29 protein-coding genes, 1 tRNA gene and 1 pseudogene are annotated in these 25,700 nt (G+C 66.8%); 14 read left to right on the plus strand and 17 right to left on the minus strand.

The features are described from left to right. Window positions 1–127, minus strand: a pseudogene (locus KUL97_RS13050) (photosystem II q(b) protein); the annotation flags it as partial. Window positions 128–348: 221 nt separating this feature from the next. On the opposite strand from KUL97_RS13050, the gene KUL97_RS13055 reads away from it, so the two are divergent. Together KUL97_RS13055 and KUL97_RS13060 are read left to right on the plus strand one after the other, a co-directional pair. Then, on the plus strand, window positions 349–672 hold the full coding sequence (locus KUL97_RS13055) for a hypothetical protein (RefSeq protein WP_217797437.1): 324 nt from the start codon (window positions 349–351) through the stop codon (window positions 670–672). A 26-nt stretch (window positions 673–698) separates the two neighbouring features. After that, window positions 699–1,106, plus strand: coding sequence for a hypothetical protein (locus tag KUL97_RS13060; protein ID WP_217797438.1), 408 nt, complete (start codon window positions 699–701; stop codon window positions 1,104–1,106). Here the strand turns inward: KUL97_RS13060 and KUL97_RS13065 are convergent. Beyond that, window positions 1,085–2,026, minus strand: a complete 942-nt coding sequence (locus KUL97_RS13065) for an aspartoacylase (RefSeq protein WP_217797439.1) — start codon at window positions 2,024–2,026, stop codon at window positions 1,085–1,087. The two genes, KUL97_RS13060 and KUL97_RS13065, sit on opposite strands and share 22 nt — an antisense overlap. 56 nt (window positions 2,027–2,082) lie before the next feature. On the opposite strand from KUL97_RS13065, the gene KUL97_RS13070 reads away from it, so the two are divergent. From KUL97_RS13070 to KUL97_RS13080, 3 genes are read left to right on the plus strand one after another with little or no spacing between them, the layout of a single operon-like run. Then, window positions 2,083–3,048, plus strand: coding sequence for a glutathione S-transferase C-terminal domain-containing protein (locus tag KUL97_RS13070; protein WP_217797440.1), 966 nt, complete (start codon window positions 2,083–2,085; stop codon window positions 3,046–3,048). Further along, the gene (locus KUL97_RS13075) at window positions 3,045–3,671 is read left to right on the plus strand and encodes a DUF2301 domain-containing membrane protein (RefSeq protein WP_217797441.1); all 627 of its coding nucleotides are present in this window, start codon (window positions 3,045–3,047) and stop codon (window positions 3,669–3,671) included. The genes KUL97_RS13070 and KUL97_RS13075 overlap by 4 nt, the downstream gene beginning before the upstream one ends. Continuing rightward, on the plus strand, window positions 3,668–5,638 hold the full coding sequence (locus KUL97_RS13080; protein ID WP_217797442.1) for an ABC-F family ATP-binding cassette domain-containing protein: 1,971 nt from the start codon (window positions 3,668–3,670) through the stop codon (window positions 5,636–5,638). Before KUL97_RS13075 ends, KUL97_RS13080 begins: the two co-directional genes overlap by 4 nt. Here the strand turns inward: KUL97_RS13080 and KUL97_RS13085 are convergent. Beyond that, window positions 5,619–6,113, minus strand: a complete 495-nt coding sequence (locus tag KUL97_RS13085; protein ID WP_217797443.1) for a hypothetical protein — start codon at window positions 6,111–6,113, stop codon at window positions 5,619–5,621. The genes KUL97_RS13080 and KUL97_RS13085 overlap by 20 nt on opposite strands. Window positions 6,114–6,278: 165 nt before the next feature. Between KUL97_RS13085 and KUL97_RS13090 the strand changes: the two genes are divergently transcribed. After that, a complete protein-coding gene (locus KUL97_RS13090; protein WP_217797444.1) occupies window positions 6,279–6,497 on the plus strand; it encodes a Calvin cycle protein CP12 in 219 nt (72 codons plus the stop codon). Window positions 6,498–6,532: 35 nt separating this feature from the next. Here KUL97_RS13090 and cgtA read toward each other — a convergent pair whose 3' ends face one another. Beyond that, a complete protein-coding gene (gene cgtA, locus KUL97_RS13095) occupies window positions 6,533–7,522 on the minus strand; it encodes an Obg family GTPase CgtA (protein WP_217797445.1) in 990 nt (329 codons plus the stop codon). A 39-nt stretch (window positions 7,523–7,561) separates the two neighbouring features. On the opposite strand from cgtA, the gene KUL97_RS13100 reads away from it, so the two are divergent. After that, window positions 7,562–8,806 carry an ABC transporter ATP-binding protein gene (locus KUL97_RS13100; RefSeq protein WP_217797446.1) on the plus strand — a complete coding sequence of 415 codons (1,245 nt, stop codon included), beginning with the start codon at window positions 7,562–7,564 and terminating at the stop codon, window positions 8,804–8,806. A gap of 21 nt (window positions 8,807–8,827) precedes the next feature. On the opposite strand, the gene KUL97_RS13105 is transcribed toward KUL97_RS13100, so the two are convergent. Both KUL97_RS13105 and KUL97_RS13110 read right to left on the minus strand, forming a co-directional pair. After that, window positions 8,828–11,239 carry an endonuclease MutS2 gene (locus tag KUL97_RS13105; RefSeq protein WP_368656173.1) on the minus strand — a complete coding sequence of 804 codons (2,412 nt, stop codon included), beginning with the start codon at window positions 11,237–11,239 and terminating at the stop codon, window positions 8,828–8,830. Between the two features lie 146 nt (window positions 11,240–11,385). Continuing rightward, the gene (locus KUL97_RS13110; RefSeq protein ID WP_217797447.1) at window positions 11,386–11,793 is read right to left on the minus strand and encodes a VOC family protein; all 408 of its coding nucleotides are present in this window, start codon (window positions 11,791–11,793) and stop codon (window positions 11,386–11,388) included. Window positions 11,794–11,880: 87 nt separating this feature from the next. On the opposite strand from KUL97_RS13110, the gene KUL97_RS13115 reads away from it, so the two are divergent. Both KUL97_RS13115 and KUL97_RS13120 read left to right on the plus strand, forming a co-directional pair. Then, a complete protein-coding gene (locus KUL97_RS13115; protein WP_368656171.1) occupies window positions 11,881–13,197 on the plus strand; it encodes an NHLP bacteriocin system secretion protein in 1,317 nt (438 codons plus the stop codon). Continuing rightward, entirely contained in the window at window positions 13,194–13,415 is a 222-nt protein-coding gene (locus KUL97_RS13120) for a hypothetical protein (RefSeq protein WP_217797449.1), read from the plus strand. The genes KUL97_RS13115 and KUL97_RS13120 overlap by 4 nt, the downstream gene beginning before the upstream one ends. Here KUL97_RS13120 and KUL97_RS13125 read toward each other — a convergent pair. The 5 genes from KUL97_RS13125 to KUL97_RS13145 are packed head-to-tail and all read right to left on the minus strand — an operon-like array spanning window position 13,381 to window position 16,997. Next, window positions 13,381–15,111, minus strand: coding sequence for a TolC family protein (locus KUL97_RS13125; protein ID WP_368656172.1), 1,731 nt, complete (start codon window positions 15,109–15,111; stop codon window positions 13,381–13,383). The two genes, KUL97_RS13120 and KUL97_RS13125, sit on opposite strands and share 35 nt — an antisense overlap. Before the next feature lie 2 nt (window positions 15,112–15,113). Then, window positions 15,114–15,350 carry a hypothetical protein gene (locus KUL97_RS13130; RefSeq protein WP_217797451.1) on the minus strand — a complete coding sequence of 79 codons (237 nt, stop codon included), beginning with the start codon at window positions 15,348–15,350 and terminating at the stop codon, window positions 15,114–15,116. Between the two features lie 11 nt (window positions 15,351–15,361). Then, window positions 15,362–15,607 (minus strand): hypothetical protein, encoded by a 246-nt coding sequence (locus tag KUL97_RS13135; protein WP_217797452.1) that lies wholly within the window; start codon window positions 15,605–15,607, stop codon window positions 15,362–15,364. 54 nt (window positions 15,608–15,661) lie between these two features. Next, window positions 15,662–16,663, minus strand: coding sequence for a porphobilinogen synthase (gene hemB, locus KUL97_RS13140; protein ID WP_217797453.1), 1,002 nt, complete (start codon window positions 16,661–16,663; stop codon window positions 15,662–15,664). Window positions 16,664–16,715: 52 nt separating this feature from the next. Next, entirely contained in the window at window positions 16,716–16,997 is a 282-nt protein-coding gene (locus KUL97_RS13145; protein ID WP_217797454.1) for a hypothetical protein, read from the minus strand. 84 nt (window positions 16,998–17,081) lie between these two features. Here KUL97_RS13145 and KUL97_RS13150 point away from each other — a divergent pair, with 84 nt between their 5' ends. Both KUL97_RS13150 and feoB read left to right on the plus strand, forming a co-directional pair. Further along, window positions 17,082–17,315 carry a FeoA family protein gene (locus KUL97_RS13150; protein ID WP_217797455.1) on the plus strand — a complete coding sequence of 78 codons (234 nt, stop codon included), beginning with the start codon at window positions 17,082–17,084 and terminating at the stop codon, window positions 17,313–17,315. After that, window positions 17,312–19,111, plus strand: coding sequence for a ferrous iron transport protein B (gene feoB, locus KUL97_RS13155; protein ID WP_217797456.1), 1,800 nt, complete (start codon window positions 17,312–17,314; stop codon window positions 19,109–19,111). Before KUL97_RS13150 ends, feoB begins: the two co-directional genes overlap by 4 nt. Window positions 19,112–19,133: 22 nt before the next feature. On the opposite strand, the gene KUL97_RS13160 is transcribed toward feoB, so the two are convergent. Next, a complete protein-coding gene (locus KUL97_RS13160; RefSeq protein WP_217797457.1) occupies window positions 19,134–19,379 on the minus strand; it encodes a hypothetical protein in 246 nt (81 codons plus the stop codon). A gap of 27 nt (window positions 19,380–19,406) precedes the next feature. On the opposite strand from KUL97_RS13160, the gene KUL97_RS13165 reads away from it, so the two are divergent. After that, window positions 19,407–19,544 carry a hypothetical protein gene (locus KUL97_RS13165; protein WP_217797494.1) on the plus strand — a complete coding sequence of 46 codons (138 nt, stop codon included), beginning with the start codon at window positions 19,407–19,409 and terminating at the stop codon, window positions 19,542–19,544. Here the strand turns inward: KUL97_RS13165 and KUL97_RS13170 are convergent. The 4 genes from KUL97_RS13170 to KUL97_RS13185 form a co-directional block, all read right to left on the minus strand. Then, window positions 19,516–19,767 carry a hypothetical protein gene (locus KUL97_RS13170; protein ID WP_217797458.1) on the minus strand — a complete coding sequence of 84 codons (252 nt, stop codon included), beginning with the start codon at window positions 19,765–19,767 and terminating at the stop codon, window positions 19,516–19,518. The genes KUL97_RS13165 and KUL97_RS13170 overlap by 29 nt on opposite strands. After that, on the minus strand, window positions 19,764–20,777 hold the full coding sequence (gene gluQRS, locus KUL97_RS13175) for a tRNA glutamyl-Q(34) synthetase GluQRS (RefSeq protein WP_217797459.1): 1,014 nt from the start codon (window positions 20,775–20,777) through the stop codon (window positions 19,764–19,766). The genes KUL97_RS13170 and gluQRS overlap by 4 nt, the downstream gene beginning before the upstream one ends. A 59-nt stretch (window positions 20,778–20,836) precedes the next feature. After that, window positions 20,837–21,112 (minus strand): HU family DNA-binding protein, encoded by a 276-nt coding sequence (locus KUL97_RS13180; RefSeq protein WP_010311229.1) that lies wholly within the window; start codon window positions 21,110–21,112, stop codon window positions 20,837–20,839. Window positions 21,113–21,296: 184 nt separating this feature from the next. After that, window positions 21,297–21,986: an MBL fold metallo-hydrolase gene (locus KUL97_RS13185; RefSeq protein WP_217797460.1), complete on the minus strand. Its 690-nt coding sequence runs from the start codon at window positions 21,984–21,986 to the stop codon at window positions 21,297–21,299. A gap of 56 nt (window positions 21,987–22,042) precedes the next feature. On the opposite strand from KUL97_RS13185, the gene KUL97_RS13190 reads away from it, so the two are divergent. Continuing rightward, window positions 22,043–24,121 carry an isoamylase gene (locus KUL97_RS13190; RefSeq protein WP_217797461.1) on the plus strand — a complete coding sequence of 693 codons (2,079 nt, stop codon included), beginning with the start codon at window positions 22,043–22,045 and terminating at the stop codon, window positions 24,119–24,121. On the opposite strand, the gene KUL97_RS13195 is transcribed toward KUL97_RS13190, so the two are convergent. After that, a tRNA-Gly gene (locus KUL97_RS13195) sits at window positions 24,121–24,191 on the minus strand. The genes KUL97_RS13190 and KUL97_RS13195 overlap by 1 nt on opposite strands. Before the next feature lie 96 nt (window positions 24,192–24,287). Between KUL97_RS13195 and KUL97_RS13200 the strand changes: the two genes are divergently transcribed. Then, on the plus strand, window positions 24,288–25,700 hold the full coding sequence (locus tag KUL97_RS13200; RefSeq protein WP_217797462.1) for an MFS transporter: 1,413 nt from the start codon (window positions 24,288–24,290) through the stop codon (window positions 25,698–25,700).

Genomic DNA, 25,700 nt, shown 5'->3' on the forward strand with positions numbered 1-25,700 from the left:
CCAGCAGGCAGGGAATCATCAGAACGCCGAACCAACCCACATAGAGGCGATTGTCGGTGCTGGTGACCCACTCGCAGAACTGGTTCCACGCAGAAGCGCCTTGGCGCTGCTGGATGGTGGTGGTCATGAGTACGGGATACGTAGTGCTCAGCAGCCAAGCCCAAATGGACTCGTTGATGAGCGGGAAGGAAGGACAGGCCGGAAACCCGCCCTGCCACGCACCAATGTAACGGATGTTTGCGCCGTGTGACGCGCTCTTAAGGATGGGGTGGGCCGCAGATCCGCTGATCGCTCCGATCAGCCGGACTGATGCAACGCCTGGTCAATCCTCAAGATCGCTGCTAGGAGTTGCCTTTCTCCGCCCAGGCCATGCGCCTCTCCGCCCTGTCTCTGGCCGCCGCGCTGCTGCTGGTGGGTTGTCAGAGCCAGCCCACTGCCGAGAACGAGCGTCTCAATCGCATTGAGCTGCGGCTCCAACAGCTGGAGCAGCGCCAGGCCAAGCCAGGAGCAGGTAACACGGCCGACCCCTCCGGCAAAGCGCCGGCAGGCCCTGTGAAATCGCTCACCTTCCGCATGGGCACCGCAGACGATCGGCTTCGCATTTACTGGGCCGATGGCACCAGCAGTGATTTGCCCTGCACCAAGGAACAGAGCACCTGGGCCTGCGGCTGATCCCCTAACCCCGTCTCATCTTTGCCATGCCACGCATCTTCTCGATCGCCAGCACTGTTGCGGCTGCCGCAGCGCTGGCCCTGGCACCAGCCGCTGGCCTCTCCCAGGGCGTCGATCAAACCCTCGAACGCATTAATCAGCTGCAAGAACAGGCACCGGCTCGCCAGCGTGCCCTCAACCTCGCTCGCAACACCGTGGTGAAGCTCAACGGTGGGCTGAGCAAATACATGCCTGCCGCGTGCATGTTCTCCACAGGCGGAAGCGGAGGCAGCTGCTTGGTGAGCAGCACTGCCGAAGGATTCCTGTTCCGCTTCAACGGTGGCGCCCCCGGTTGGCAGCAGATGGGCAAGCCCCCCACCATCACCACAGAGATCCTGATCAGCCCCGACGGCCGCACCGTGCAGCAGCTGATCTACAACGGCCCCGCCATCTGAGCCCACCGGCTCAGAGCCTCTGCCCAGCTGGGCTCGCAGGTCCAGCACTCCCGGCGGCAGAGGCTCAAGGCGATGCCCTTCTCGCCATACGCCGCCTCATTGATGAACACCGGCCATCGGGCCAATGGGTCGGTGTCGGGTTCAGGCGCGTAGGCCAAGCCGGTTCCATCGGCCCTCCAAAACAGCGGATCGCCGGGCTGGAGAGGCCGCCAGTCACGGTGCTGCAGCTGCGGGTGCAGAGCAACAGCCGGAGTGCCATCCGGCTGACGGAGCAGATCAAGGCTGCTGTGATGCAGGTGAACCTGGAGGGATCGGGGTAGGCGGAGCGCCCCAACGGCCGCCGCGGCCAGGGTGTCGAGAGCCGCTTCCAGGGCCAGTTGGGTCTGCCGGCAGATCGCCGCCGACACCAACCCCTGGGGCACCGGCCCCACCTCAATCACCAACCCCACCGGCCAGCGCTCCACCAGAAACCCTGTCTGGGCCGCATCCGCCTCATGCAGATACACCGGCAGGCCTAGGCGGGCCTGGATACCGGCGGCCAGGGCGAGATCTGCGGGCCGGCGGCCGTACACCACCAGGGAATTGCCCATGGCGCTGGTGGTGCTGTGCAGATCGAGGGCCACGGCGCAGGGCACCTGTCCGTCAGGACCATGGGCCGCCAACAAGGCACGGGCCCGCAGCACCTCGCGCTCGCTGCGGCTTGTGTCCGCAAACAACTCTGGGGTGAAGCAGCGATTGAGATCGCGATCGAGATAACGACGATTGGCGGCGAAGGCCTCCGGATTGCCGATCTCCAGCTGCAGCGCAAGGCCCGAGGCCTGCAGCAAGTCCGGGCGCGCACGCCATTGCTCGAGCAGCCAGGGGGCATTGCGCTCGTTGCCATGGGTGGCCGCCACCACCAGAACTCGGCCCTGGCCCATGCCTGTCCTTCGGCTCGTTGTTGCGCCAGCCTGGCAACGATGCAGCGCGTGCGGCGATGGCGATTCCTCCTGGGGTGGTAAGCGCCGCCCGGGCCGGCTGGCGCTGGCAATGGCGACAGCTGATGCAAGGACTCGGGCCCGCCGACAGCGATGGCCACTACCGACGGCCCGCCGCAGCCTTCAGCGCGCTGCCACCGCTGCCGGCCACGGCGGCGGAACCGCAATCGCATGTGCTGATCGTGGGGCGCAGCTGCCCCTGGGCTCACCGGGCCTGGCTGGTGTGGACGCTGCGGCAGTTGCAGGACTCGATCGAGCTGCTGGTGGTGGAGCCCGATCCAGAGGCCGGGCGTTGGCGCTTCAACACCCCGTTTTTGGGCTGCAGCACCCTGCAGGAGCTCTATCGCCGCTCCGGGGCCGCCGCCAACCAACGGGCCACCGTGCCTGTGCTGGTGGACCGCAGCAGCGGCCGGGTGGTGCTCGGGGAGAGCGCGCGGCTGATCGAGCTGCTCAACCAATGGCCAGCGCCCATGACCGCGCCCGATCTAGCCCCACCGGAGCTCCGTGCACAGGTGGGCAGCTGGCGAGACCTCTTTCAAGGTGCCGTCAACGACGGGGTGTATCGCTGCGGCTTTGCGCGCAACCAAGCGGCCTACGACCGTGCGGAAGGCGAGCTCTTCGCAGCGCTGGATGAAGCCGAAGCAGCCCTGGCCATGGCTGACGCCGGGCCCTGGCTGTGCGGCACCCACCTCACCCTGGCGGATGTGCAGCTCTTCCCAACGCTGATCCGCCTGGAGCTGGTGTACGCACCACTGTTCGGCGTGTCACGGCGCCCCCTCTGGCAGCTGCCGGCCCTCTGGCGCTGGCGCCAACGCATGTATGGGCTGCCTGGCGTGGCCGACACCTGCTGCGATCAGGCCTGGCGCCACGACTACTTCGGTGCGCTGTTCCCCTTGCACCCGTCGGGGATCGTGCCCGCCGGCCCAGCCCTGGTCACACTGGTGCAAGCACCGCTGCAGCCATGACCAGCTTCGAAGGGGTGTACGGGCCGTACAGCATCACGGCCGACGACGAGCGCGAGGTACTGGGCTACCGCCTGGCCCTGTTCACGGCAGCCCTCGCCCAGGCGGGCCTGCTGCTGCAGTGGAAGCAACTGGGGGAGGCCTGGCTGTGGCCCTGGCTAGTTCCTCTGCTGCTCGGGGTTGGCCTGGCCCTGCGCTGGATCCACATTTATCTGCGGCCGTTGCATCGCGCCCTGCAACTGCTGTGGTTGCTGGGGTGCCTGGGGTTTGCAGCACTGGCCCTGCGGGCGGGTCCCACCGGGATGGCCGCCGCCGTGGCGGCTGATCCCCGCTGGATCTGGGCGATCGGGCTCTTCTTTGCCGCCCTGGCGGGCATCGGCTTCAAGGAATTCTTCTGCTTCCGCCGCCCCGAGGCGATCGGGGTGACGTTGCTGCTGCCACTGGCCCTGCTCGGTGCCCTGAGCGGACTGTTGCCCGTAGCAGCCAGCGGCACCTTGCTGGGGCTGGAGGCGGGCCTGCTGCTGGTGCTAACCCTGCGCAAATTCCCGATGCCGGCGCACGCGGATGTGGGCGACAAGAGCGTGTTTGCTTATCTGGAAGCGCAGCGGCAGCAACCCAGACCTTGAGCCTGATCAGCCTGGTGGATGTCCGCAAGGACTTCGGCATCCGCACCCTGTTTGACGGCCTCAGCCTGCATGTGGGCGAGCGGGAGCGGCTGGGGCTGATCGGCCCGAACGGAGCGGGCAAATCCACCCTGATGCGGGTGCTGGCGGGGCAGGAGCCCCCAGGCGCCGGCGAGCGGCGCACCCTGCCCCAGGCGCGGATTGTGCTCGTCAGCCAGGAGCCGGAGATGGATCCCGAGCGGACCGTGCTCGAGCAGGTGTTCGCCGAAAGCGGCGAAAAGATGCAGCTGCTGCGGCGCTACACCGAAGTGAGCGACGCCCTGGCCCACGCCCATGCCAACGGCGACGACGACACCGCCCTGCTCTCGGAATTGGGCGAGCTCAACGCCCGCATGGACCAGAGCCAAGCCTGGGATCTGGAGCAACAGATTCGCGAGGTGCTGCAACGGCTCGGCATCGGCGACACCCAGCGCCGCGTTGGCGATCTTTCGGGGGGGTACCGCAAACGCCTCGCCCTGGCCGCAGCTCTTGTGGCCGACCCGGATGTGCTGCTGCTCGATGAGCCCACCAACCACCTCGATGCCGACTGCATCCAGTGGCTCCAGGGCTACCTACAGCGCTTCCGCGGCGCCCTGGTGCTGATCACCCACGACCGCTATGTGCTCGATCAGGTGACCAACCGGATCGTGGAGGTGGACCGCGGCGAAGCCCGCAGCTACAGCGGCAACTACGCCTACTACCTAGCCCGCAAAGCCGAAGAAGATGCCGCGGAAGCCGCCAGCGAAGCCAAGCTCCGCAGCGTGCTGCGGCGGGAACTGGAGTGGCTCAAGCGCGGGCCCAAAGCCCGCAGCACCAAGCAAAAGGCGCGCATTCAACGCATCGAAGCGATGCAGGAGCAGCCCAAGCGCCAGGCCAAAGGGCAGCTAAGCCTCGCCACCAACCAGCGCCGCCTGGGCAAACGGGCGATCGAAGCGGAAGCGCTGGGGGTGTGGGCCAGCGACGAAGCGCGCGATGGCGGCGCCTCACCCCTGCTGCAAGCCTTCAGTTACGACTTCAGCCCGGAAGATCGGATCGGGATCATCGGGCCCAATGGCTCTGGGAAATCCACCCTGCTGGATTTGATCGCCGGGAGGCGCCAGGCCCACGCCGGCCGGATCGAACTGGGCAGCACCGTGAAGCTGGCCTACTTCGATCAGCACAGCCACCACGTGCTGGAAGACACCGATGCCGCCGGTCGCCAGCGCAAGGTGATCGATGTGGTGAAGGAGGCCGCCAGCACGGTGGAGCTGGAGGGCTCCACCCTCAGCGCTTCTCAATTGTTGGAGCGCTTTCTGTTCCCACCGGCCCAGCAGCACCAGCCGGTGAGCAAGCTCTCAGGCGGCGAGCGCCGCCGGCTGCACCTCTGCCGCCTGCTGATCGAGGCCCCCAACGTGCTGCTGCTCGATGAGCCCACGAACGATCTCGACGTGCAGACCCTCACCGTGCTCGAAGACTTCCTCGAAGACTTCCGCGGCTGCGTGGTGGTGGTCTCCCACGACCGCTACTTCCTCGATCGCACCGTGGATCGGCTGTTCAGCTTCGAGGACGGCCAGCTGGAGCGCTTCGAAGGCAACTACAGCAGCTATCTCGAGCGGCAGCAAAGCAAGGGGGCGTCAAGCAGCCATGGCGCGGGCACCAGCAGCAGCCCGGCGCCGAAACCCGAAGCACCCAGCGCCACTGCAGCCCCGGCCCCCGCGAGCAGCACCACCAAAACCCGCCGGCGCAGCTTCAAGGAAACCCGGGAGCTGGAGCAGCTCGATGCGCAGCTGCCGCAGTGGGAAGCCCGCCGCGGCGAACTGGAGGGCCTGCTGGCCGCAGGCGGCAGCGACTACGCCGCCCTGGAAGCCCTCAGCGCGGAGCTCTCCGAGCTGCTGGCGCAGATTACCCGTGGTGAAGAGCGCTGGCTCGAGCTCAGCGAACTGGCTGGCTAGCGCTGCTGCGCCGGCGGCGCAGCTGATGGGGAAGATCCGCCGCTGAGGGCCGGCAACCTCCAGGCCGAGCTGCGAGGTCACAACGAGGGGCGGGTGTGGGGCTCGAGCCCAGCCAGGGCTGGCGGCGGATCCGACCGGTGCGGGCCTCCTCCTCCTTGAGGGCGGTGGGCTTGTAGTCGTCTACGCCGCGCTGCAACGCCATCTCGTCCCCCATACGCCGCAGGTACAGATCGAGCGACCACTGCACCTGGTTGTGTTCAAACGCTTCGCAGGCCGCCTGCAGGGAGCTGAAGCGCTGGCTCACCAGACCGCTCGGAGCGCATTGCTTCCACACGAGCACGTCGTCGAAACTGAGGCCGGTTCGCCACTGGCGCTGCTCGGAGAGGTAGCAGTGATGCTCCGGACCATTGATCCAGTACAGGCGATCGCGATCGTCGATGAAATGGCGATCGCGGCGTTGGCGAATGCGTGTCATGGCCCCAGGAGCCTGGTGCCTTCTCCATAGCAACGCTGGCGGAAGCGCGCCGCATTCCAGGGCAGCAGGCCGAAATCAGAAGCCCACCACAAAGATCTCCTGCTTGGGGTCACAGCCCGTATGGTGTGCACGATGTCGAGCGGCCGAGCACTTCCGGCCTCCTCCATGAGCACCATCGACGAGCACATCGCGAAGGACAAATCCGAGATCGAAGCGGCACGCGCTGCCGGCGATCAGGGCAAGGTCCGCCACCTCGAAGAGGAAGTGAAGGACCTCGAGGAGTACAAAGCACATCACCCCGAGGACAAGCACGACCCAACCCCGCTTGAGGTGTTCTGCGACCTCAACCCCGACGCACCTGAGTGCCTCGTCTACGACGACTGAGTCGTCACCCCCGCGGCGTCACCCGGAAGCGAGCTTCAGATCCCGAGCTCCTTCCAGGTGGCTGCCAGCAGCTTGTCAAGGTTGGCTGAAGTGGCAGCTGAGATCGCCAGAACGGGCCGGCCGCAATGGTCGCTGGCCATCTGGATCCGCTCCTCGAGCTCATCATCCAGCAACAGCTCTGTTTTGTTGAGCGCCACCAGGCAGGGGCGCTCCTCCAGGCCGTTCCCATAGGCCTGAAGCTCCTGCTGCACCACCTGCAGATCGCGCACCACGTCGTCGGAGCTGGCATCCACCAGGTGGATCAACAGACGGGTGCGCTGGATGTGGCGCAAAAAATCGTGGCCGAGGCCAGCTCCCTGGGCGGCACCGGCAATCAGGCCCGGGATATCGGCAAACACGGTGCCATCTCCGGTGGGACGGCGCACCACACCGAGGTTGGGTACCAGGGTGGTGAAGGGATAGTCAGCGATCTTGGGTCGCGCCGCGGACAGCACCGAGATCAGCGTGCTCTTGCCAGCGTTGGGCAGGCCGATGATGCCCACCTCCGCCAGCAGCTTGAGCTCGAGCTGGAGGTTCCATTCCTCGCCATCGCGGCCCTCGGTGCACTTCTCCGGTGCCCGGTTGCGGTTGCTCAGATAGTGGGCGTTGCCGAGGCCGCCGCGGCCGCCAACAGCCACCAGCAGCTTCTGGCCTTTGTCGGTGAGATCACCCAACAAGATGCCCGTACGCAGGTCGCGCACTTCGGTGCCGCAGGGCACCTTGATCGTGAGCCCATCACCGCTGGCACCAGTGCTTTTGTTGGGCCCGCCGCGGCGACCATCCACGGCTTCAAACAGCCGCTTGTATTTGAAGTCGAGCAAGGTCTGAAGGTTGGGATCGGCCTCCAGCCACACATCACCGCCACGGCCACCATCACCACCTGAGGGGCCGCCTGCCGGCACATATTTCTCACGGCGGAAGGCCACAATGCCGTCGCCGCCGCGGCCCGCCCGCACCGCAATGCGGGCCTGATCGATGAACTGCATTTGACCAACCCTAGGATCGGGCCGCCGTGTGGCCTGGTCTTGGCAGAGGTTCGCTTCCAGCAGGTCAGCAAGACCTACCCGCCGCGCCGCGGCAGTGCGCCGGTACAGGTGCTGCGCCAGGTGGATCTGCAGATCGCCGATGGTGAATTTCTGGTACTCGTGGGCCCCTCAGGCTGCGGCAAGAGCACGCTGCTGCGCCTGCTAGCGGGCCTGGAGGCCCCCAGCGGTGGCGACATTTTTGTGGGCGATCGCTGCGTCACCGGCCTGCGGCCGGCGCAGCGGGACGTGGCGATGGTGTTCCAGAGCTACGCGCTCTACCCCCACCTCAACGTGGCCGACAACATCGGCTTCGGCCTGCGCCGCCAGCGCCGGCGCAGCACCGCTGAGCAACTGCAGGACGGTCTGCACCGCGCCAGCCGCGGCCTCCCCAAACCACTGCGCATTCCCTCCAGCCGCGAAACGCGCATCGAAGCGCGCATCCAGGACGTGGCGGCCACCCTTGAGCTCGACCATCTGCTCGATCGCCTGCCCAAGGAGCTCTCCGGCGGCCAGAAGCAGCGGGTGGCCCTGGGCCGCGCCATCGCCCGCCAGCCGGCGGTGTTCCTGATGGATGAACCGCTCAGCAATCTCGACGCCAAGTTGCGCACGGGCACCCGCGCCCAGATCGTGGAGCTGCAGCGCCGCCTCGGCACCACCACCGTGTACGTGACCCACGACCAGGTGGAAGCGATGACCATGGGCCACCGCATCGCCGTGCTCAACCGGGGCCACCTGCAGCAGCTCGGTACTCCCACCGAGCTCTATCAGTGGCCGAGCAATCTGTTCGTGGCGCAGTTCATCGGCAGCCCGCCGATGAATCTGCTGCCGGTGCGCAGCGCAGGCCAAGGCCAGCTGCAACTCGGCAGCCGCCGCTTCATTCCCGAAGGCCCCATGGCCGAGGCGCTCTTGCAGTGGCAGGCCCGCGGCGGCAGCGAGGATCTCCATGGCGGCCTGCGGGCCGAGCACCTCAAGCTCGCTCCCGCCACCAACCGCAACCTGCCGGCGGAGGTATGCCACGTGGAGGGCCTGGGCAACGAACAGCTGCTCACCGCACGGCTGCTGGAAGGCGATCACCTGGTGCAGCTACGAGCCGAACCCGATCAAGCGCTGGTGCCGGGCCAAAGCGTGCACCTCGAGGTGGATCCTCATGGCTGGCGCCTGTTCGATCAGGCGGGCGAAGCAATCCCAAGGCCCGAACCGGCCAGTGCAACCAGCCGCGAACCGGTGCTGCCGGATCTGAGCTGAAGCGATAGGCCGCCAGGCCCTTTATTTCGGCCAGATCACGCTGCAGCCCTGGCCGCCATCCCCTTGCTCAGCATCGCTGACGCGCTCCACGTAGGGAACGGTGGCCAACCACTCGCGCAGGCCGCGCTTGAGCTTGCCGGTGCCGATGCCGTGGATCACCCAGAGAGGGCCGCTGGCGGTGCGCAAGCGCTCCTCCACCGCCGCCTCCGCTTCATGCACACGCATGCCGCGCACATCCACGGTGTTGCGCTCCGTGCGCACATCGGGGCTGCGGCTGCCGACGGGGGTGCGGCTGCGCACCTTCACGGTGGCCTCCGGCGGGGCGGGCTTCTCGCCGTTGAGCCCTTCGATGGCCGAGAGCTCCAGGTTGAGCCGCATCACGCCGCAGCGCACGGTGAGCTCACGGCCATCAGCGGAGAGGGCCAACACCTCGCCGGCCTTGCCCAGCGACAGCACCCGCACCCGATCACCCACACCGGGCCTCCAGCCCTTGTGATCGCGCCGTTCGGGCTGAGGCCGGTGCTGCTGCTCGAGCTTCTTGAGGCGTTGACCAGCGCGACGGGCCGTTTCGCCGAGGCTGGAGGGATCCACATCACGGCCCTGGCGCAGGCGGCGGATGATCCGTCGCACCTCTTTCTGGCCGTCACGGATCGAGCGTTCAAGCTCCTGGCGGCGTTGCTCCTGCAACTCAGCGCTCTGTTCTTTCTGTTGCTGCCAGCGCTGGAGCAGCTCCTCGTGCAGGAGTTCGGTGCGAGCCAGCAGCGCTGCAGCCTCCTCGGCAGCTTCTTGTTGCTTCTGCCGCTGGTTCTCCAGCCCAGCGATCACCTGATTCACCTCTCCTTCACCACGGGGCGCCAACAACTGCTGGGCTTCATCGAGCACTGCAGCATCAAAACCGAGGCGATTGGCGATCGCCAAGGCATTGCTGCGCCCGGGAATGCCCCACTGCAGGCGATAGGTGGGCGACAGGGTTTCCACATCGAAGGCCACCGAGGCGTTTTCGAAGCGGGCGTCGTTGTATTTGAGGGCCTTGAGCTCTCCGAAGTGGGTGGTGGCGATGGTGAGCCGCGCCCGCTCCGCCAGCTGGCGCAACAAGGCGATCGCCAGGGCTGTGCCTTCGGCGGGATCGGTGCCGGCACCCACCTCATCAAGCAGCACCAGCGAGGCTCCGGCTGCGCTGGCCAGATCCGCACCTACGGGCGGTAGCGCCTCAAGGATGCGGGCGATGCGGCGCACATGGCCGCTAAAAGTGGAGAGGTTTTGCTGCAGCGACTGCTCATCGCCGATATCCGCCAGCACCTGGGCACACCAGGGCAGGCGCGGGCTGCCGCTACAGGGCACAAACAAACCGGACCGGGCCATCAAGGCCGCTAACCCCACGCTCTTGAGGGTCACGGTTTTGCCGCCCGTGTTGGGGCCCGTGATCGCCACCACCCGCAGCCCCTCATGCACCCGCAAGCTCACCGGCACCACCGCCCGGGAGCCTTCGCGGCGCTCCTGCCAGAGCAGCAGCGGATGGCGCAGCCCCTCCAGCTGCAGCGGCGCCAGCGGGTCGGCATCGAGTTCGGGACGCACCGCCCCTAGCCAGGTGCTGTAGCGGGCTCGCGCCAGAGCGCAATCGAGCAACAGCAACACCCGCTGAAGATGCTCCAGCGCCGGTTGCTCCTGCCCCACAAGGCCGCTGAGTTCGAAGAGCACAGCCCGCTCCGCTTCCCGCTCTTCACCCTCGAGCTGGCGGAGCCGATTGCCCAGGGGAATCACCGCCTGGGGCTCAATGAACACCGTGCTGCCGGAGGCGGAGCTGTCGTGCACCAGGCCCGGCAATTGGCTAGCGGCGCCGGCTTTCACCGCCAACACCGGACGGCCGTTGCGCTCAGAGATCACACTGTCCTGGAGCAGGGCGGCGTAACGACGTAGCAGCTCGTTCAGGCGATCGCGGCGCTCCTGGCGGGCTGAACCGATCTGGCGGCGCAACTGGGCGAGAGGCGGACTGGCCCGATCGGCGACGCGGCCACCGTCTTCAATGCAGAAGCGCAGACGCTGCTCCAGTTCTGGCAAGGTGCGGAGCTCTTCCACCAGCGCCGTGGTGGTGGGCCTCAACTCGGGATCATCGATCTGGCGGCGGAGCCGGCGCGCCGCTGCCAATGTTGTGGCCACATCCAGCAGTTCATCAGCTGAAGCCACCCCGCCCTTGGCACACAGCTGCACGGTGCGGGTGAGCTCCGCCACCCCCTGAAAACTGAGGCCGCCCTCTAGAACTCCATCGAGGGCCAGCAGTTCGGTGGTTTGCGCCAACAGCTGGCGGCTGGCCTCAAGGCTGGGAGCCAGCGGCAGCTCACGGCACACGCGACGGCCTGCCGTGGTGCTGGCGAAGCCGGCCACATGCTCCCCCAGGCGGGCCCACTCGAGCAGCTCGAGGGCCTCACGCTGAATGCCACTGGAGGGGGCTGCCGCGTGAGGCTGGCGTGCCGGTACGGCGGTGTCCCCAACGGGATCTCCATGGAGATCGGCACCAGGAGAATTGCCCAGGGCGAATTCAGCAGGCAGCGCCTCCTGCGACCCGGTTTGCGGTGCAGCCGTCACGCCGGAAACACCGCAATCGGTTCGGCGCCGGTGTTGGAGGGAATGCCACCGGCCGGCTCGTACAGCATCTCCAGCCAATTGCCTTCCGGATCCTGCATGTAGAACGACGCAGTGCCGTCGCGGTGGTCGTGCACCGGCCCGCAGCTGTGGCCCTGCTCCACCAGCTGCTCGCGGATCCGATCCACCTCAGCGCGATCGTTGAAGTGGAAGGCGAAGTGGGGGCCAGCGGCGCGATAGCTCGGGCTCAACAGGGCAATGCCTTCGCCGGTGGCAGGCCACTGCACGTAGCACCAGTCGTCGGCATCCCAGGTGAGCCGCAGGCCGAGCCCGAGATAAAAGCGCTTGGCGCGATCCATGTCTTGCACCCGCAGGGCGACATGGCCGAGTCGGTGGCTGGCGGACATGGACCTGATCGACGATCCTTCCATTGTCAACGCTGTCACCCACCGCGGAGGTTCGGCAGAAATCATGGTGCGAGAGGACGGCCTGCCGTGAACCTGAAGCCATCCCTGCACACCCTCAAAGCTTGGGTGCATCGCCAGGCCGGCGATCCGGAGGGCCAGGTGCTGCTCAGCCTGATCAGCGTGGGCAGCCTCACCGCGCTTTGGGCCCTGTTCTGGCCGGTGCCCACCGAGGTAGTAGGCCGTGGGGTGGTGATTGTGCCGGGCGGCGCCACCATCGTGGATAGCCGGGCCGAAGGTCAGATCCGCGAGCTGAAGGTGAAGGTGGGCGATCCGGTGCGCCAGGGCCAGTTGCTGATGGTGCTCGATCAACCGGCCCTCGAGAAACAGCTCGAACAGCAGCAGCGCGACCTGCGCGAACTGGAGCAGATCAACAACGATCTCAACCGCCGCGATGCGATCCGCCTGCAGGCCGCGCGCGACGTGCGCGATACGGCTTTACGCAAGCTGGAGCGCGAGCGTCAGCGAGTACGCAACCTGCAGACCACCTACGCCCAGAAAGTGGCCGATTTTGCCCATCTGGCCCGCACTGAGGTGGTGGCACCGCTCTCCCAGGAGGTGGTGAGCACCTCGGATCGCAACACCCAGTTGCAGGTGGAGCTCGATGACCTCGCCATCCGCGAAAAAGATGTGATCAGCGCCTACACCAAGGTGAAGCTCGACATCGACACCGAGCAGCAGCAGCGGCGCTTTCGCATCGACAACACCCGCCGTGAAGTGCGGGTGACCGAAGCCAAACTCAAATACCAGGGCCACCTCACCGCCAAGCGCGATGGCCGTGTGCTCGACCTGCAGGTGATCCACGGCCAAACCGTGAAACCGGGCCAACGCCTCGGCACCCTCGGCGCCGCCACTGCCACGGCTTCAATCAGTGAGAGGCTCCGAGCCATCGCCTATTTCCACCCTGCCGATGCCCGCCGCCTGCAGCACAACCAGGGCATCGAGGTGGTGCCCGACTGGCAGCAGCGCGGCCGTTTCGGCGGCATCCAGGGAGTGGTGGAGCGGGTGAGCCTGCTGCCCGCCACCCCGGAAGACATCAACACCACCATGGGCAACCCACCCCTGGCTGAATCGCTGGTGGCCAGCGGCCCGGTGGTGCGCACCGAGATCGAGCTGCTGCCCAGCCGCCGCAGCGATGACGGCTTCCGCTGGACCCTCTCCAACGGCAGCAGCGTGTTTCCGATCCGCGAAGGCCTCACCCTCAAGGCCCACGCCTACGTGGAATGGCGCACACCGGTGAGCTATGTGCTGCCGATCCTGCGGGATCTCACGGGCACCTACCGCACCCCCAGGCTGGATCTGCAGCAGGATCAGCCCAGCCGCCGCCAGGAGGGAACCCTGCCATGAAGCGTGAATGGCCCTTCCTGGCCCTGGAGGTGGTGCTGCTGTTGGTGCTCCTGCAGAGCAATGCCCCCGAGGTGTGGTTCTGGTTTATCGCCCTGCTGGTGCTGCTCACCTGGCGGAGCCTGGCGCTGCGCCAGCGGCTCACGCAGCGGCTCACGCAGCGGCGCCAGGCTCAAGCTCAAGCGGCTACGGCGGAGCCACCGCCGCCAGCGGCAGGGTGAGCGGCAGGTTGGGCTGCTGCTCGGGCTGAGCAGGCACCGGCTGCAGCTGGCGCAACATGCGGGCGTAGCTCACATTGGCCAGGGTGGTGGATTCGGCGATGCCTTCCATCGAGCGGGTGAGCAGGCTGATCGTTTCGCTCACATCGGTGTAATCCGCCAGACCCAGCTGGTAGCGAGCCCGCGCATCGCGAAACGCTTCCCGTGAGGCCTGATACGACGCCTCTGCGGCCGCCAGCTGACTGAGGGAGGCGCGGTAGTCGTAGAAGGCAGTTTCCAGCTCCTGGCGGATCTGATTGCGCTGGCGAGCCAACCGCTGCAACACCGCTTCAGCCGCAGCGCGGCTGGCCTGGGCCTCACCTCCCGACACGCCGGCATCAAACAGCCTCCAATGCAGCCGCAGGCCCGCCACCCAATCGGCACTCTGGCTGGAGAGCTGCGGGATGTTGGAGGCGGCGCAGCAGCCCTTGAGATCAATCACCGGCTTGGTGAGAACATCGGCACCACCCCCGCCGGCGGCGAACAACTGCAGGCTCGGCAAGAGCTGAGCCTTTCGGCGATCGGCCTGGCGCAGCAGGGCCTGGCGCTCGGCCGCCAGCTGCTCGAGGGCTGGGTTATCCCGAAGGCCAGCCACCACGGTGGCGTCGAGCGGGAGCGGCCAAGGGGGTTGAAGCGCCACATCGCTCTGGGCCCTGAGCTGGGTGCTGAAGGCCACATTGAGCAGGTTGGTGAGGGCCTGCCGGCGGCTCTGGCGCAGGGCTTCGGCCTGTTCTTGCCGGAAGCGGCTCTGCTGCAGCGCCGCTTCGGCCCGCAGCAGATCGAGCCGCGGCACCAGTCCGGAGCGCTTGAGGGCCCCCACTTGGTCGCGCACCAGGGCGTCGTTGCGCACCACCGCTTCGCGGATCCGCAGCAACTGATCCGCCAGCTGCAGGCCGTAGTAGGTCTCGCTCACCTGCAACTGCAGCTGGCGCAGGGCATCGCCGTACTGCTGCAGGCTGGCGCTGAGGCGCTGATCCTGCTCCGCCAGAGCGGCGCCGCGCTCAAAGCTGATCAACTCCCAGTCGAGATCCAGGCTGCCCCAACCGCCACCGCGGTTGGCCTGGATGCGGTTCCAGCCGTTCGGCTGCACCAGAAACGGAGAATTCACAAAGCCCTGGGTCTGCGTTGGAGACGTGGGATCAGCTGGGTTGGGCTTGTAGACGGGCAGCGGGTTGTACAGGCCAGCGTTGTCCTGCAGCACCAAGTTGTAGTCACTCCGCTGCGCGAAGGAACCGCCCAGGTTGAGCGCCAACCGCGGCCAGAAGCGCCCCTGCACCGAGCGCTTCAAACCGCGCATCTCATTGATATGGGCGCGGCGCTCCGCCAGCTCGGGGTTGTTGGCCACCGCCACCTCCAGGGCCTGAGCCAGGCTGAGCACCCGCTCCTGGACTTGATCAGCGGCGGCGGACGTGGCGGGCACCGCCAAGGGGTCCGGGGGACGAAGAGCGGGATCCGAAAGACTGAAGGGAAGGGGCGTGCTGGCAGCACCCGGTCGCAGCGCCCCATCCAGCTCCTGCAGATCGCGCTCGAATGCAGCGAGCGAACGCACCAAACCCGGTGAGGGCGGCACCGGTGTGGTGAGTGGAGCCGCCGTGGCCGCCGCTGCCAGCCAGCAGCCGGCCCCCAGCCCCACACTGCCTCGTATCAGCGCACGCACCACCATCAGGAGGCCGGCTGGTCCATCGCCGCCGCGCTTTCACGCTTGGCCCGCTGGGCCATGTCGTGCAGGCCAACACTGGTGCGCGCCAGGCAACCGATCGAGAAACAGATGCAGGCGCTGCCGAGCAGGCCCCAATGCAAGCGGCCACTGAAGGCGTGGATCTTGGTGACCATCAACAGCACCGCCACAGCCGTGGCCCAGGGGATGCCGATGATCAACAGAACAGTGGAGCGGCTCATGGCGGCAGGGCTCAGTGGAGCACCAGGTGCTCAAGCTGTTGCTCAGCCGCCGTGCGGCGCCGGTTCAACTGCGCCAACACCCACGACACCTTGCACACGCAGCCGATCGAGAAACAGATCGAGGCGCTGCCCAGGAGCCCCCAGCCATGGCCGTGGAGGCTGAAATCTTCAGCCAACAGCAGGCGGAAGGCCAGGATCGCCATCAGCGAAGCCGCGATCCAGGGCCCGTGAACCCACAGGAGGAGATAGCGGGCCATCGGGGGTCACGCAGCACCTGAACCCCCGGAGGATCGCACTGACTGAGCCTGCCCTCAACCCTCGCGCAGCCACTGGGCCGCGTCGCAAGCGTGATAGGTGAGGATCAGATCGGCGCCGGCCCGCTTGAAGCAGAGCAGGGTTTCGAGCACCACCGCCCGTTCATCGATCCAGCCCTTCTCGGCAGCCGCTTTCACCATCGCGTATTCGCCGCTCACGTTGTAGGCCGCAATCGGCAGCTCGCTCTCCTCGCGCAGGCGATGAATGATGTCGAGGTAGGCCAGGCCCGGCTTCACCATCATGATGTCGGCCCCTTCCTGCTCATCGAGCTGGGCTTCGGTGATGGCTTCACGGGCGTTGGCCGGATCCATCTGGTAGGTGGATTTGTCCTTGGGGATCGGCTTGCTGGCCGCCGCCCGGGGCGCTGAATCCAGGGCCTCACGGAAGGGCCCGTAGTAAGCGGAGGCGTATTTAGCGGTGTAGCTGATGATCCCCACATGCTCAAAACCCTCTTCATCGAGGGCTTCACGGATGGCGCCAACGCGGCCATCCATCATGTCGCTGGGGCCGATCAGATCCGCGCCGGCGCGGGCCTGGGCCACGGCCTGCTTGCAGAGAATCGCCACCGTTTCGTCGTTGAGCACCACACCCTCGCCGCTCACGATGCCGTCGTGGCCATCGCAGGAATAGGGATCAAGGGCCACGTCGGTCATGATCGCCATGCCGGGGTGCACCTCCTTGAGCCGGCGGATGGCGCGGGGGATCAAGCCGCCTTCGTTGAAGCACTCAGCGCCGTCCTCGGTTTTCAGGCCATCGGCCACCTTCGGGAACAGCACCACGCAGCGGATGCCCAGATCCCAGGCGCGGCCCACTTCCTGCACCAGCCCCTCGAGGCTCCAGCGCTGGCAGCCGGGCATGGCACCAATCGGCTCGTTGCTGGCGCCCTCGTGCACAAACAGGGGATAGATGAAGTCGGCGGCGCTGAGGGAGGTTTCGCGCACCATCGCCCGCAAGGCAGGGGAACGGCGCAGGCGACGGGGGCGGTAGGTGAGCTCCATCAGGGCAGACGCAGGGCCTTCAAGCAGGGCCGGATCCTACGGAGCCCAGCCCTCAGCTCACATCCAGCTCCAGCTTCACCACATCCACTGGACCGCGCCCTTCGGCGTTGAGCTCTTTAGCGGCGCGCAAGGCCGCTTCATGGGCATGAAACAGATGCGCGGCCTCGGCGTCCATCACTTCCAGCAAGGACTGACCGTCGGCGGCGATCGCCAGGAATCGTCCACTGGCCTGCACCTGAATGGCGTAGCGCTCCGGCTGGGTGCAGTCCTGGGGATGGGCCGGATCGAGGTGGGGTGACCAGAAATGCAGCACCGGCTTGGTCAGCAGGCTCACAGGCTTCACCGTAATCAATTTCGGCAAGGACACCAGCCCAGCAGCGCATAGGATATTGCAACTCATTCGCAATAGCGAACCGTCATGGCTGCATCGCCCCGGCTGGTGGATCTGCCCACAGGTGCAACGGCCACGGTGGCATCGCTCAGTGCGGATCAAGGCCTGCGGCAGCGCCTCGAAGCGCTCGGCCTGCGACCGGGGCAAGGGGTGCAGGTGCTGCGTCGCGGCTGGTGGTCGGGGCCGCTGCATGTGCGCGTCGGCATGACCGAACTGATGCTGCGCCGCCGCGATGCCGCCCGGGTGAGCCTGGCCGCGTGAGCAGCGTTGCTGTTCTCGGCATGCCCAACACCGGCAAGTCGACCCTGTTCAACAGACTCACCGGCCATCACGCGCACATCGGCAACTGGCCAGGTCTCACGGTGGACCTGATGCAGGCCGACCTGGAGCTGGCGGGGCATGCGCTTCAACTGATCGATCTGCCGGGCATCTACGACTTGCGCGGCCTCAGCGACGACGAAGCCGTGGTGCGTCGCTTCCTGGAGCACACGCCGGTGGATCTGGTGCTGGTGGTGCTTAATGCCAGTCAGCTCGACCGGCAACTGCGTCTGGCGCTGCAGGTGCAACAGCTGGGGCTTCCGGCCGTCCTGGCCCTCAACATGGCCGATGAGGCCGCACGCTTCGGGGTGCGCATCAACGCCCCGGCCCTCAGCGAAGCCTTGGGGCAACCTGTTGTGCCCCTGAGCGCCAAATACCGCCAGGGCCTGGACACCCTGCAGCATGCCCTGGTGGCCCAGCTGGAGGCCCGCGAGGCCAAGGCGACCACGGCGGCCGAACAGCTCGAGGAACGGCTGGCCGCGGGGGATGCCGATCTTGACGGCGCCATGGCAGATCTGGTGACGCGCTGCGTGTCGCTGCCGGGGCGCTGGCGCGACGGCCGCAGCAGACGTCTCGATGCGGTGCTGCTGCACCCACTGCTGGGGCTGCCGCTCTTCTTCCTGGCCATGGCCCTGATGTTCCAGGGCATCTACGCGATCGGCGTGCCCGTGCAGGAAGCACTAGGCAGCTTGCTGGATCACGTGGGGCAGGGGGTGCTCAAGCCCCTGCTCGAACCGCTGCCGAACCTGGTCCAGGGATTTCTGCTGGAAGGCCTCTATCAGGGCCTCGGCACGGTGATGGCCTTCCTGCCGGTGATCGCTCTGTTCTTCCTCGCCATGGGTGTGGTGGAAGACAGCGGCTATCTCTCGCGTGCCGCCTATCTGATGGATGCCTTTATGGAGCGGCTGGGCCTCGATGGTCGCAGCTTTGTGCTCTCGCTGATGGGCTTCGGCTGCAATGTGCCAGCGATCCTGGGCACACGGGTGATGCGGGATCGGGGGCTGCGGCTGCTGTCGATGCTGGTGATCCCCTTCTCGCTCTGCTCAGCCCGCCTGAACGTGTTCCTATTTATGGCGGCGGTGTTTTTCCCGCCACGGATCGGGGGGCTGGTGATCTTCGGGCTTTATCTAATGAGCTTTGCGGCGGCGATGCTCACGGCCCTGCTGTTCCGCGGCCGCTTCCCCAATCACGAACCGCTGGTGCTGGAGCTACCGCCCTACCGCCTGCCCACGGCCGGTCAGATGCTGAGCCGCGCCTGGAGCGAGGTGAAACATTTCTGGCTCTGGTCCCGCCGCTTCATCATCTTGGGGGTGGTGGCGGTTTGGCTGCTCAACAACCTGCCGCTGGGTGTGGAGCCCGCCAGCAGCGCCAGCCTCGCGGGCCGTCTCGGCCAGCTGATGCAGCCACTGCTGGCGCCGATCGGCATCAATCCCAAATTGGCGGTCGCCCTGCTGTTTGGCTTCATCGCCAAGGAGATTGTTCTGGGCGGCCTAGCCGTGATTTATGGCCAGGCGGATCCCGGCGCCCTAAGCCAAGCGATCGCCAGTGATGTGAGCTGGCCTCAAGCGCTGAGCTTCATGGTGTTCACGCTGCTCTACACACCCTGCCTCTCCACGGTGGCGGTGATCCGCAGCGAATCCAAGCGGCTGAGCTTCACCGTGCTCAGCGTGGCCTGGTCGCTGCTACTGGCTTGGTTGGTGAGCCTGGTGGTCTACCAAGGCTTCACACATCTGCTCTGAGCAAGAGTTCACGCCGGAGAGCTCAGGTCCAGTTGCCGCCGAACATATCGTCGTAACCCTCATAGGGGTCGTACTCGGCCCAACCGGGGCTGGCTTCATTGAAGAGGCCGTAGCGGGCTGACTCGTCGTCCATCAGCGTGTTGCCGGTGGGCTCGGTGTTGCAGGTGATGCCCCCGCCTGAGGCGGGCTGGCAATCGGTGAACTCCACTCCAGCCTGGGCCGGCAGCACGGCGGCCCACAGCAACAGAGGAACAAACCAGCGAGTCATGGACGCCACGCAGGGTGCACTGAGATGATGGCTCCTCCCGTGAGCCTGAGCGCGATGTACACCGACTGGACCGCCGTTGCCCTGCTGCTGCTCACCGCAGCTCCCCTGCTGCTGGTCGTCGCCACCACCGCCTTTTTCATCTGGCGCCAGAAGTCGAAGCGCTGATTTCGGCGCGGGCCCCTCTGGGTGGGCGCTGGCAGGGTTCGGCGGCGGGTGGCGCCGCCGGATCCGGCAACCCAAACACGGTTTCAAACACAGGGGTTTGGCCCTGCCCCAGGCACTCCAGGCAGGTGCGATAGCCGGCAGCCTCCGTACGCAACACGCCGCTACCGCCGCAGCAGCTGCAGGTGCTGTTGATCCGCTGGGCCTCTCGCTGAGAGCTGGTCATCGTGCATCGCGCTGATGCCGTTCACTCTGGGGAGTTTTGAGCGGTTTGATCCCGAAGCCTTCCTTAAGCCTCTCGAGGCTGCAGTGCTCCAGCAGCTCACGGCTGCTGAGCCGGCTGCCGGCAGGCACCAGCTGCAGGCTCGCCGCCATCAGCCCCACCACAGCGGGAGCATCCAACCCTTGCTCGGCCAGGCTGTCGAGCCCGCAGCTGCCATCGCGCTTGGACAGCCGCTCACCCTGGGCATCCCGCCAGAGGGGCAGGTGCCAATACCGCGGTGGCTCACCCCCCAAGGCGTGCATCACGGCCACCTGCGGAGCCGTGGCACTCCAGAGATCATTGCCCCGCACCACATCGGTGATGCCCAGGGCCAGCTCATCCACCGCCGTAGCCAGGTGATAGGCCAGAAAGCCATCGGCCCGGCGCAGCACCACATCGCCCACCTCCGTTTCGGCCTGCAGGCTGCCGCTGCCGGCCAACTGCTCAGGCCAGAGCAAGGCGCCCGGCTGAAGACGCAGGCGCCAGCTGGGCAGCCGACCCTGCTGCAGTCCCCAACCCTCGCGGCGATCACGGCAGAAGCCCGGATACACCGGCGCACTGCCATGCGGTGCCGATACATCCGCAAGCATCCGGCGGCTGCAGCGGCAGGGATACAGCTGCCCGCGGCGACGCAAGGCCGACAGCACCGTGGCGTACAAGCCTCGGCGCTCGCTCTGGCGAATCAAGGGGCCATCCCACTCCAGACCCAGCGCCCGGAGATCGCTGAGGATCGAGGCTTCGGCACCCGGGCGGTTGCGCGGGGTATCGAGATCGTCGATCCGCAGCACCCATTCCCCACCCTGCCGCCGGGTGATCAGCCAAGAGAGCAGCGCCGTGCGCAGGTTGCCGAGATGGAGCCGCCCGGTGGGAGAGGGGGCGTAACGACCTCGATTGCCCGGCCGGCCGGCGAGCTGACGCTGCAGGTGCTCGGGCAACACGGCGCTGGGACGGGTGGCAAGACACCCCTCAAGCATCTCCCATCAAAAAAGGCGGCCCTCAGGCCGCCTCAACGCACCGATTGGCGAGGCTGTGATCAGCCCTGCACGCGATCTTTGAACAGCTTGCCGGCGGTGAAGGCAGGCACGCGCTTGGCGGGGATTTTGATCTTGTCGCCGGTCTTGGGGTTCAGACCCTGACGGGCAGAACGCTCGCGGGGCTCGAAGGAACCGAAACCAAGGATCGAGACCTTCTTGCCTTCCACCACGGAATCAATGATGGTGTCGATGGCAGCGTCCACCACCTGGGCAACGTCGGTTTTGGTCAGCTCAGTGCGGGCGGCAACGAGATTGACGAGATCAGCTTTGTTCATCGGACTGGGGGGAAAGCCTCTGGGTCAGTAGCAGCCGGGCGGCTCGGGAACACCGACCGCCACTGGGTTCAGCGCGCCAATGGTATGGGGGTTGGCAAGGCCCGGCAACCATCGGACCCCTTTTGCAGCCATGGTTTTGCCACTTTTGTGCCCCAATGGCCACCGAAGCGGCTCGAATCGGGGCTCAAACGGCCTGTTGGCTAGCCAGGGCTGCCAGGTCGAGCTGTTGGAGCAGCAACCGCGCCGATGGCACCAGCGCTTCGCCCCGCAACGCCCCCAGCCCAGCCCCGCTCGCCAGCCACTGCGGCTGCTCGGGCGGCAGCCAGGTGCGCAGGGTCTCGAGGCTGCGCAGCCAGCGGTCCCAGTGGAAACTGCGGCGCGTGCGCAGCGGCCCCGCCTGACCAGGAGCCAGGGGGCTCAACAGCCGACCGCAGAAGAGGATGGAGGCCTGCTCCGCCAGCAGCACTGCAGCGCCGGGGCTTGGGCCCGGTGTCCACAACAGCCGCAGCCCAGGCTCCAGTTCGGCCTGCGCGCCAAAGCCGATCCGTTGCTGCACCCCTGGCAGCAGATAGGCCTCCTGTTCCTGCACGTACACAGGCCAGCCCAGGGCCTCCTGAAACCGGCGCAGGCGGCCATGGCCTTCACGGCCTGTGAGCACGATCCGGCCGGCGGGCTGCTCCTGCAGGAAGGCGAGGTTGGCGTCGGTGAAGGCGGGGCAATCGATCAACACACCCGCGCCGCCCTCCGCCAGAGGCTCCAGCCACCAGGCGCTTCCGCCCTGGCTCTCGCGGCTGGGGGCAAACAACCAAAGCCCCTCCTGAACCAACCGCGGCGGGCGACCGGCGGCCATGGGTTGTGCTTGGAGCCGAGACATCGGGGGGCAGGACCCACAGACAACACCTAGCTTGTGGCAGCGGCCCCCTGGCTCCGGTGCGCACGATCCGACTGGGACAACCCTGGCCCCTGGGGTCGAGCGCCACCGACACGGGCGTGAATTTCTCCCTGGTGGCCCCGATGGCGACCCGGGTGGAGCTGTTGATCTTTCCCGCAGGCAACGCGCCGGAACCCGACCAGGTGGTGGAACTCGACCATCACCACCGCTCCGGTGATATCTGGCATGTGGAGGTGGAAGGGCTCGGCATCGGCTGCTGCTACGCCTACCGGGTCTTTGGCCCCCTGCAGCCGGGCCGTCACGGCTTCAACCCTTCGAAACTGCTGCTCGATCCGTGTGCCCGAGCGATCACCGGCTGGGATGTCTACCGGCGGGCTGATGCGGTTGGGGCGATGCCCAACACCGCCAGCTGCCTGAAGGGGGTGGTAACCGAGCGCGACCGCTTTGATTTCCGCGCCGCGCCGCGGCCGCGCCACAGCTGGCAACGCACGGTGATCTACGAGCTCCACGTGGGGGGCTTCAGCCGCGGGGCCGGCAGCCCCGTGAGTCCGGCCGCGCAAGGCACCTACCTGGGACTGATTGAGGCGATTCCCTATCTCAAGCAGTTGGGCATCACCACGGTGGAACTGCTGCCGGTGATGGCCTTCGACCCCCACGATGCGCCAGCCGGACGCCTCAATTACTGGGGCTACAGCCCCTTGAGCTGGATGGCCCCGCACCACGCCTATCAGCAGGGCGACGATCCGCTGCAGATTCGCCACCAGGTGCGCCAACTGGTGACCACCTGCCACCAGGCCGGCCTGGAGGTGCTGGTGGATGTGGTGTACAACCACACCTGTGAGGGCAACCAGGCCGGGCCCACCCTCAGCTGGCGCGGCATCGACGACCGCAACTACTACCACCAGAACGCCAAGGGCGATTACCTCGATGTGAGCGGCTGCGGCAATTCCATTGCCGCGAACCGCCCCCATTCCCGGCGGCTGATCCTCGAATCGATGCGCTGCTGGGCGCTGGAGCTGGGGGTGGATGGCTTCCGCTTCGACCTGGGCATCGCCCTCAGCCGCGGCGATGAGCTGGCCCCACTGGATCACCCACCCCTCTTTGAGGAGATCGAATCCGATCCCGAACTCGCCGATCTCAAGCTGGTGAGCGAACCGTGGGATTGCGGCGGGCTCTACCGCCTGGCCGATTTCCCCGCCCGGCGCGTAGGGGCCTGGAACGGCCGCTTCCGTGATGACGTGCGGCGGTTCTGGAAAGGGGATGACAAGAGCTGCTGGCCCATGGGGCAGCGCCTAGCGGGCAGCCCGGATCTCTTCGGCGGCCAGCCGGCACTGCTGGGCCGCAGCATCACCTTCCTCACCGCCCACGACGGCTTCACCCTGGCCGATCTGGTGAGTTACAGCCAGAAGCACAACCTGGCCAACGGCGAAGACAACCGCGACGGCGATAACCACAACAACAACTGGAATCACGGCGCGGAGGGCCCCAGCACCGACCCCGCCGTGACCAGCCTGCGCAACCGGCAGCTGCGCAATCTGCTCAGCTCACTACTGCTCAGCCCCGGCGTGCCGATGCTGCTGATGGGCGATGAGGTGCGCCGCAGCCAGGGAGGCAACAACAACGCCTGGTGCCAGAACAACATCCTCGGCTGGATGCACTGGCAGCCCGATGCCGACGATCAGGCCCTGCAACTGTTTGTGCGGCGGCTGATCCACCTGCGCCACCACCTGGCGGACCTCCTCAACCCGGAGATCCCGCATCCAGAGGCGGGGAAAGCCCTGCGCTTCGATCAGGCCGGCCATCTGGTGCGCCAGTGGGATGGCGTGAAGCTGGGCCAGCCGGATTGGGCCGCCTGGTCGCACACCCTGGCCTGGAGCCTGAACGACCACGAGCGAGGCCCGCTGATCTGGTGCGGCATGAACGCCTACCACGAGGATCTGAGCTTCGAGATCCCCCACTGCAGCAGCGACTGGCGCCGGGTGATCGACACCGATCAACCCAGCGGCGACGACTGCCCCGCCGAACCCATCCCGATCAGCGGCAGCAGCATCGCCATGGGCAGCCGCAGCCTGGTGCTGCTGGTGGCAGCCCCCCTGATGGAAGGGCATCAGCTGTAAGCGGGCTGCGGGAATCGAACCCGCATCATCAGCTTGGAAGGCTGAGGTTTTACCACTAAACTAAGCCCGCAGCAGTACAAACGCTCTACGGCGTTCGCCTGTGGCCTGGCGCGCGTTGGGTTTCGCGCCGATTGCAGCATTATGACCTGCGTTCGGAACAGGCCCGTTGTCCGCCGCCTCACCAGAAGCCCCTGCCGCTCCCTTTGATGCGGCCAGCCTGCGGGGCGCCTCGCGGCTACGCCTGCTGGTGGCCTACGGGTTGGGGGATGCCGGCACCGGCATGGCCGCCTCCCTCATCGGCTTTTACCTCTTCATTTTCTACACAGCTGCGGCAGGCCTGCCCGCCTGGATGGCCGGCCTGGTGCTGATGCTGGCCCGCCTGTGGGATGCGGTGAATGACCCCGTCGTGGGTTGGCTCAGCGACAAAACCACAGGCCGCTGGGGCCCACGCCTGCCCTGGATCGTGGGTAGTGCCCTACCCCTCGGGGTCGCCATGGCCCTGATGTGGTGGCTGCCCCCCGGCAGCGAGTGGGTGCGCTTCTGGGTTTTCGTGGCGATTTCGGTGTTGGCGAACAGCCTCTACACCTGTGTGAACCTGCCCTATGCCGCCCTGGCGGCTGAGCTCACCACCGATGTGTCGCTGCGCACCCGGCTCAACATGGCGCGCTTCACCGGCTCGATCACAGCGGGGCTGGTGGGCATCGTGCTGGGGGGCCTGCTGCTGCGCGACCACCAAAACCCGCTGAGCTACTGGAAGGTGGGCGTGCTCTCGGGCCTGATCATCACGGTGTGCACCCTTCTGTGCGCCTGGGGCGTGGCGCCCTCCGCCCGCCACTGCCAGAAGCCCCTGGCCGAGAGCGGCACCACCCGGCGGCTGATCAAACGGGTGCGCAGCAATGGGCGCTTCATGAAGGTGCTGGGGCTCTACTTATTGCTGTGGTGCGCGCTGCAGATCATGCAAACCGCGGCCCTGATCTTCCTGCCCGTGGTGATGCACGTGCCCGAGGGCTGGAGCAACTGGATTCTGCTGCCGTTCCAGATCAGCACCTTGGTGGGGCTGCAGCTGTGGACCTCGGTGTCACACCGCCAGGGCCGCGTCCGCGCCCTCTACTGGGGCAGTGGCCTTTGGGTGAGCGGCTGCCTGGCCGCAATGCTGCTGGCGCCTCTGGATGCAGCGATCAGCCCCGTGGGGTCCCTGGGCAATGGCCTGCGGCTGGCGCTGCTGCTCGGCGCCATCCTGCTGGTGGGCCTGGGTGCTTCCACCGCTTACTTGATCCCCTGGGCCTTGCTGCCCGACGCCATCGACGCCGACCCGGAGAAACCAGCCGGCCAGTACAGCGCCTGGATGGTGTTCACCCAGAAGATCTGCATCAGCTTTGCCCTGTTCTTCTTCGGCAACCTGATGAGCCTCAGCGGCTATGTGGCCTCGCGCGGCATGCTGCAACCCGACAGCGCCCTGGTGGCGATCCGGCTGTGCATGGGCATCATTCCTGCAGTTCTGGTGGTCCTAGGCCTGGTGGTGATGCGCCGCTGGCCCGAGAAGGGTCTGCACCTGCAGCACCACCCCAGCGCTGGCTGA

Origin of the sequence: Synechococcus sp. HK05, assembly GCF_019104765.1 — a bacterium.
Lineage (GTDB): Bacteria > Cyanobacteriota > Cyanobacteriia > PCC-6307 > Cyanobiaceae > Vulcanococcus.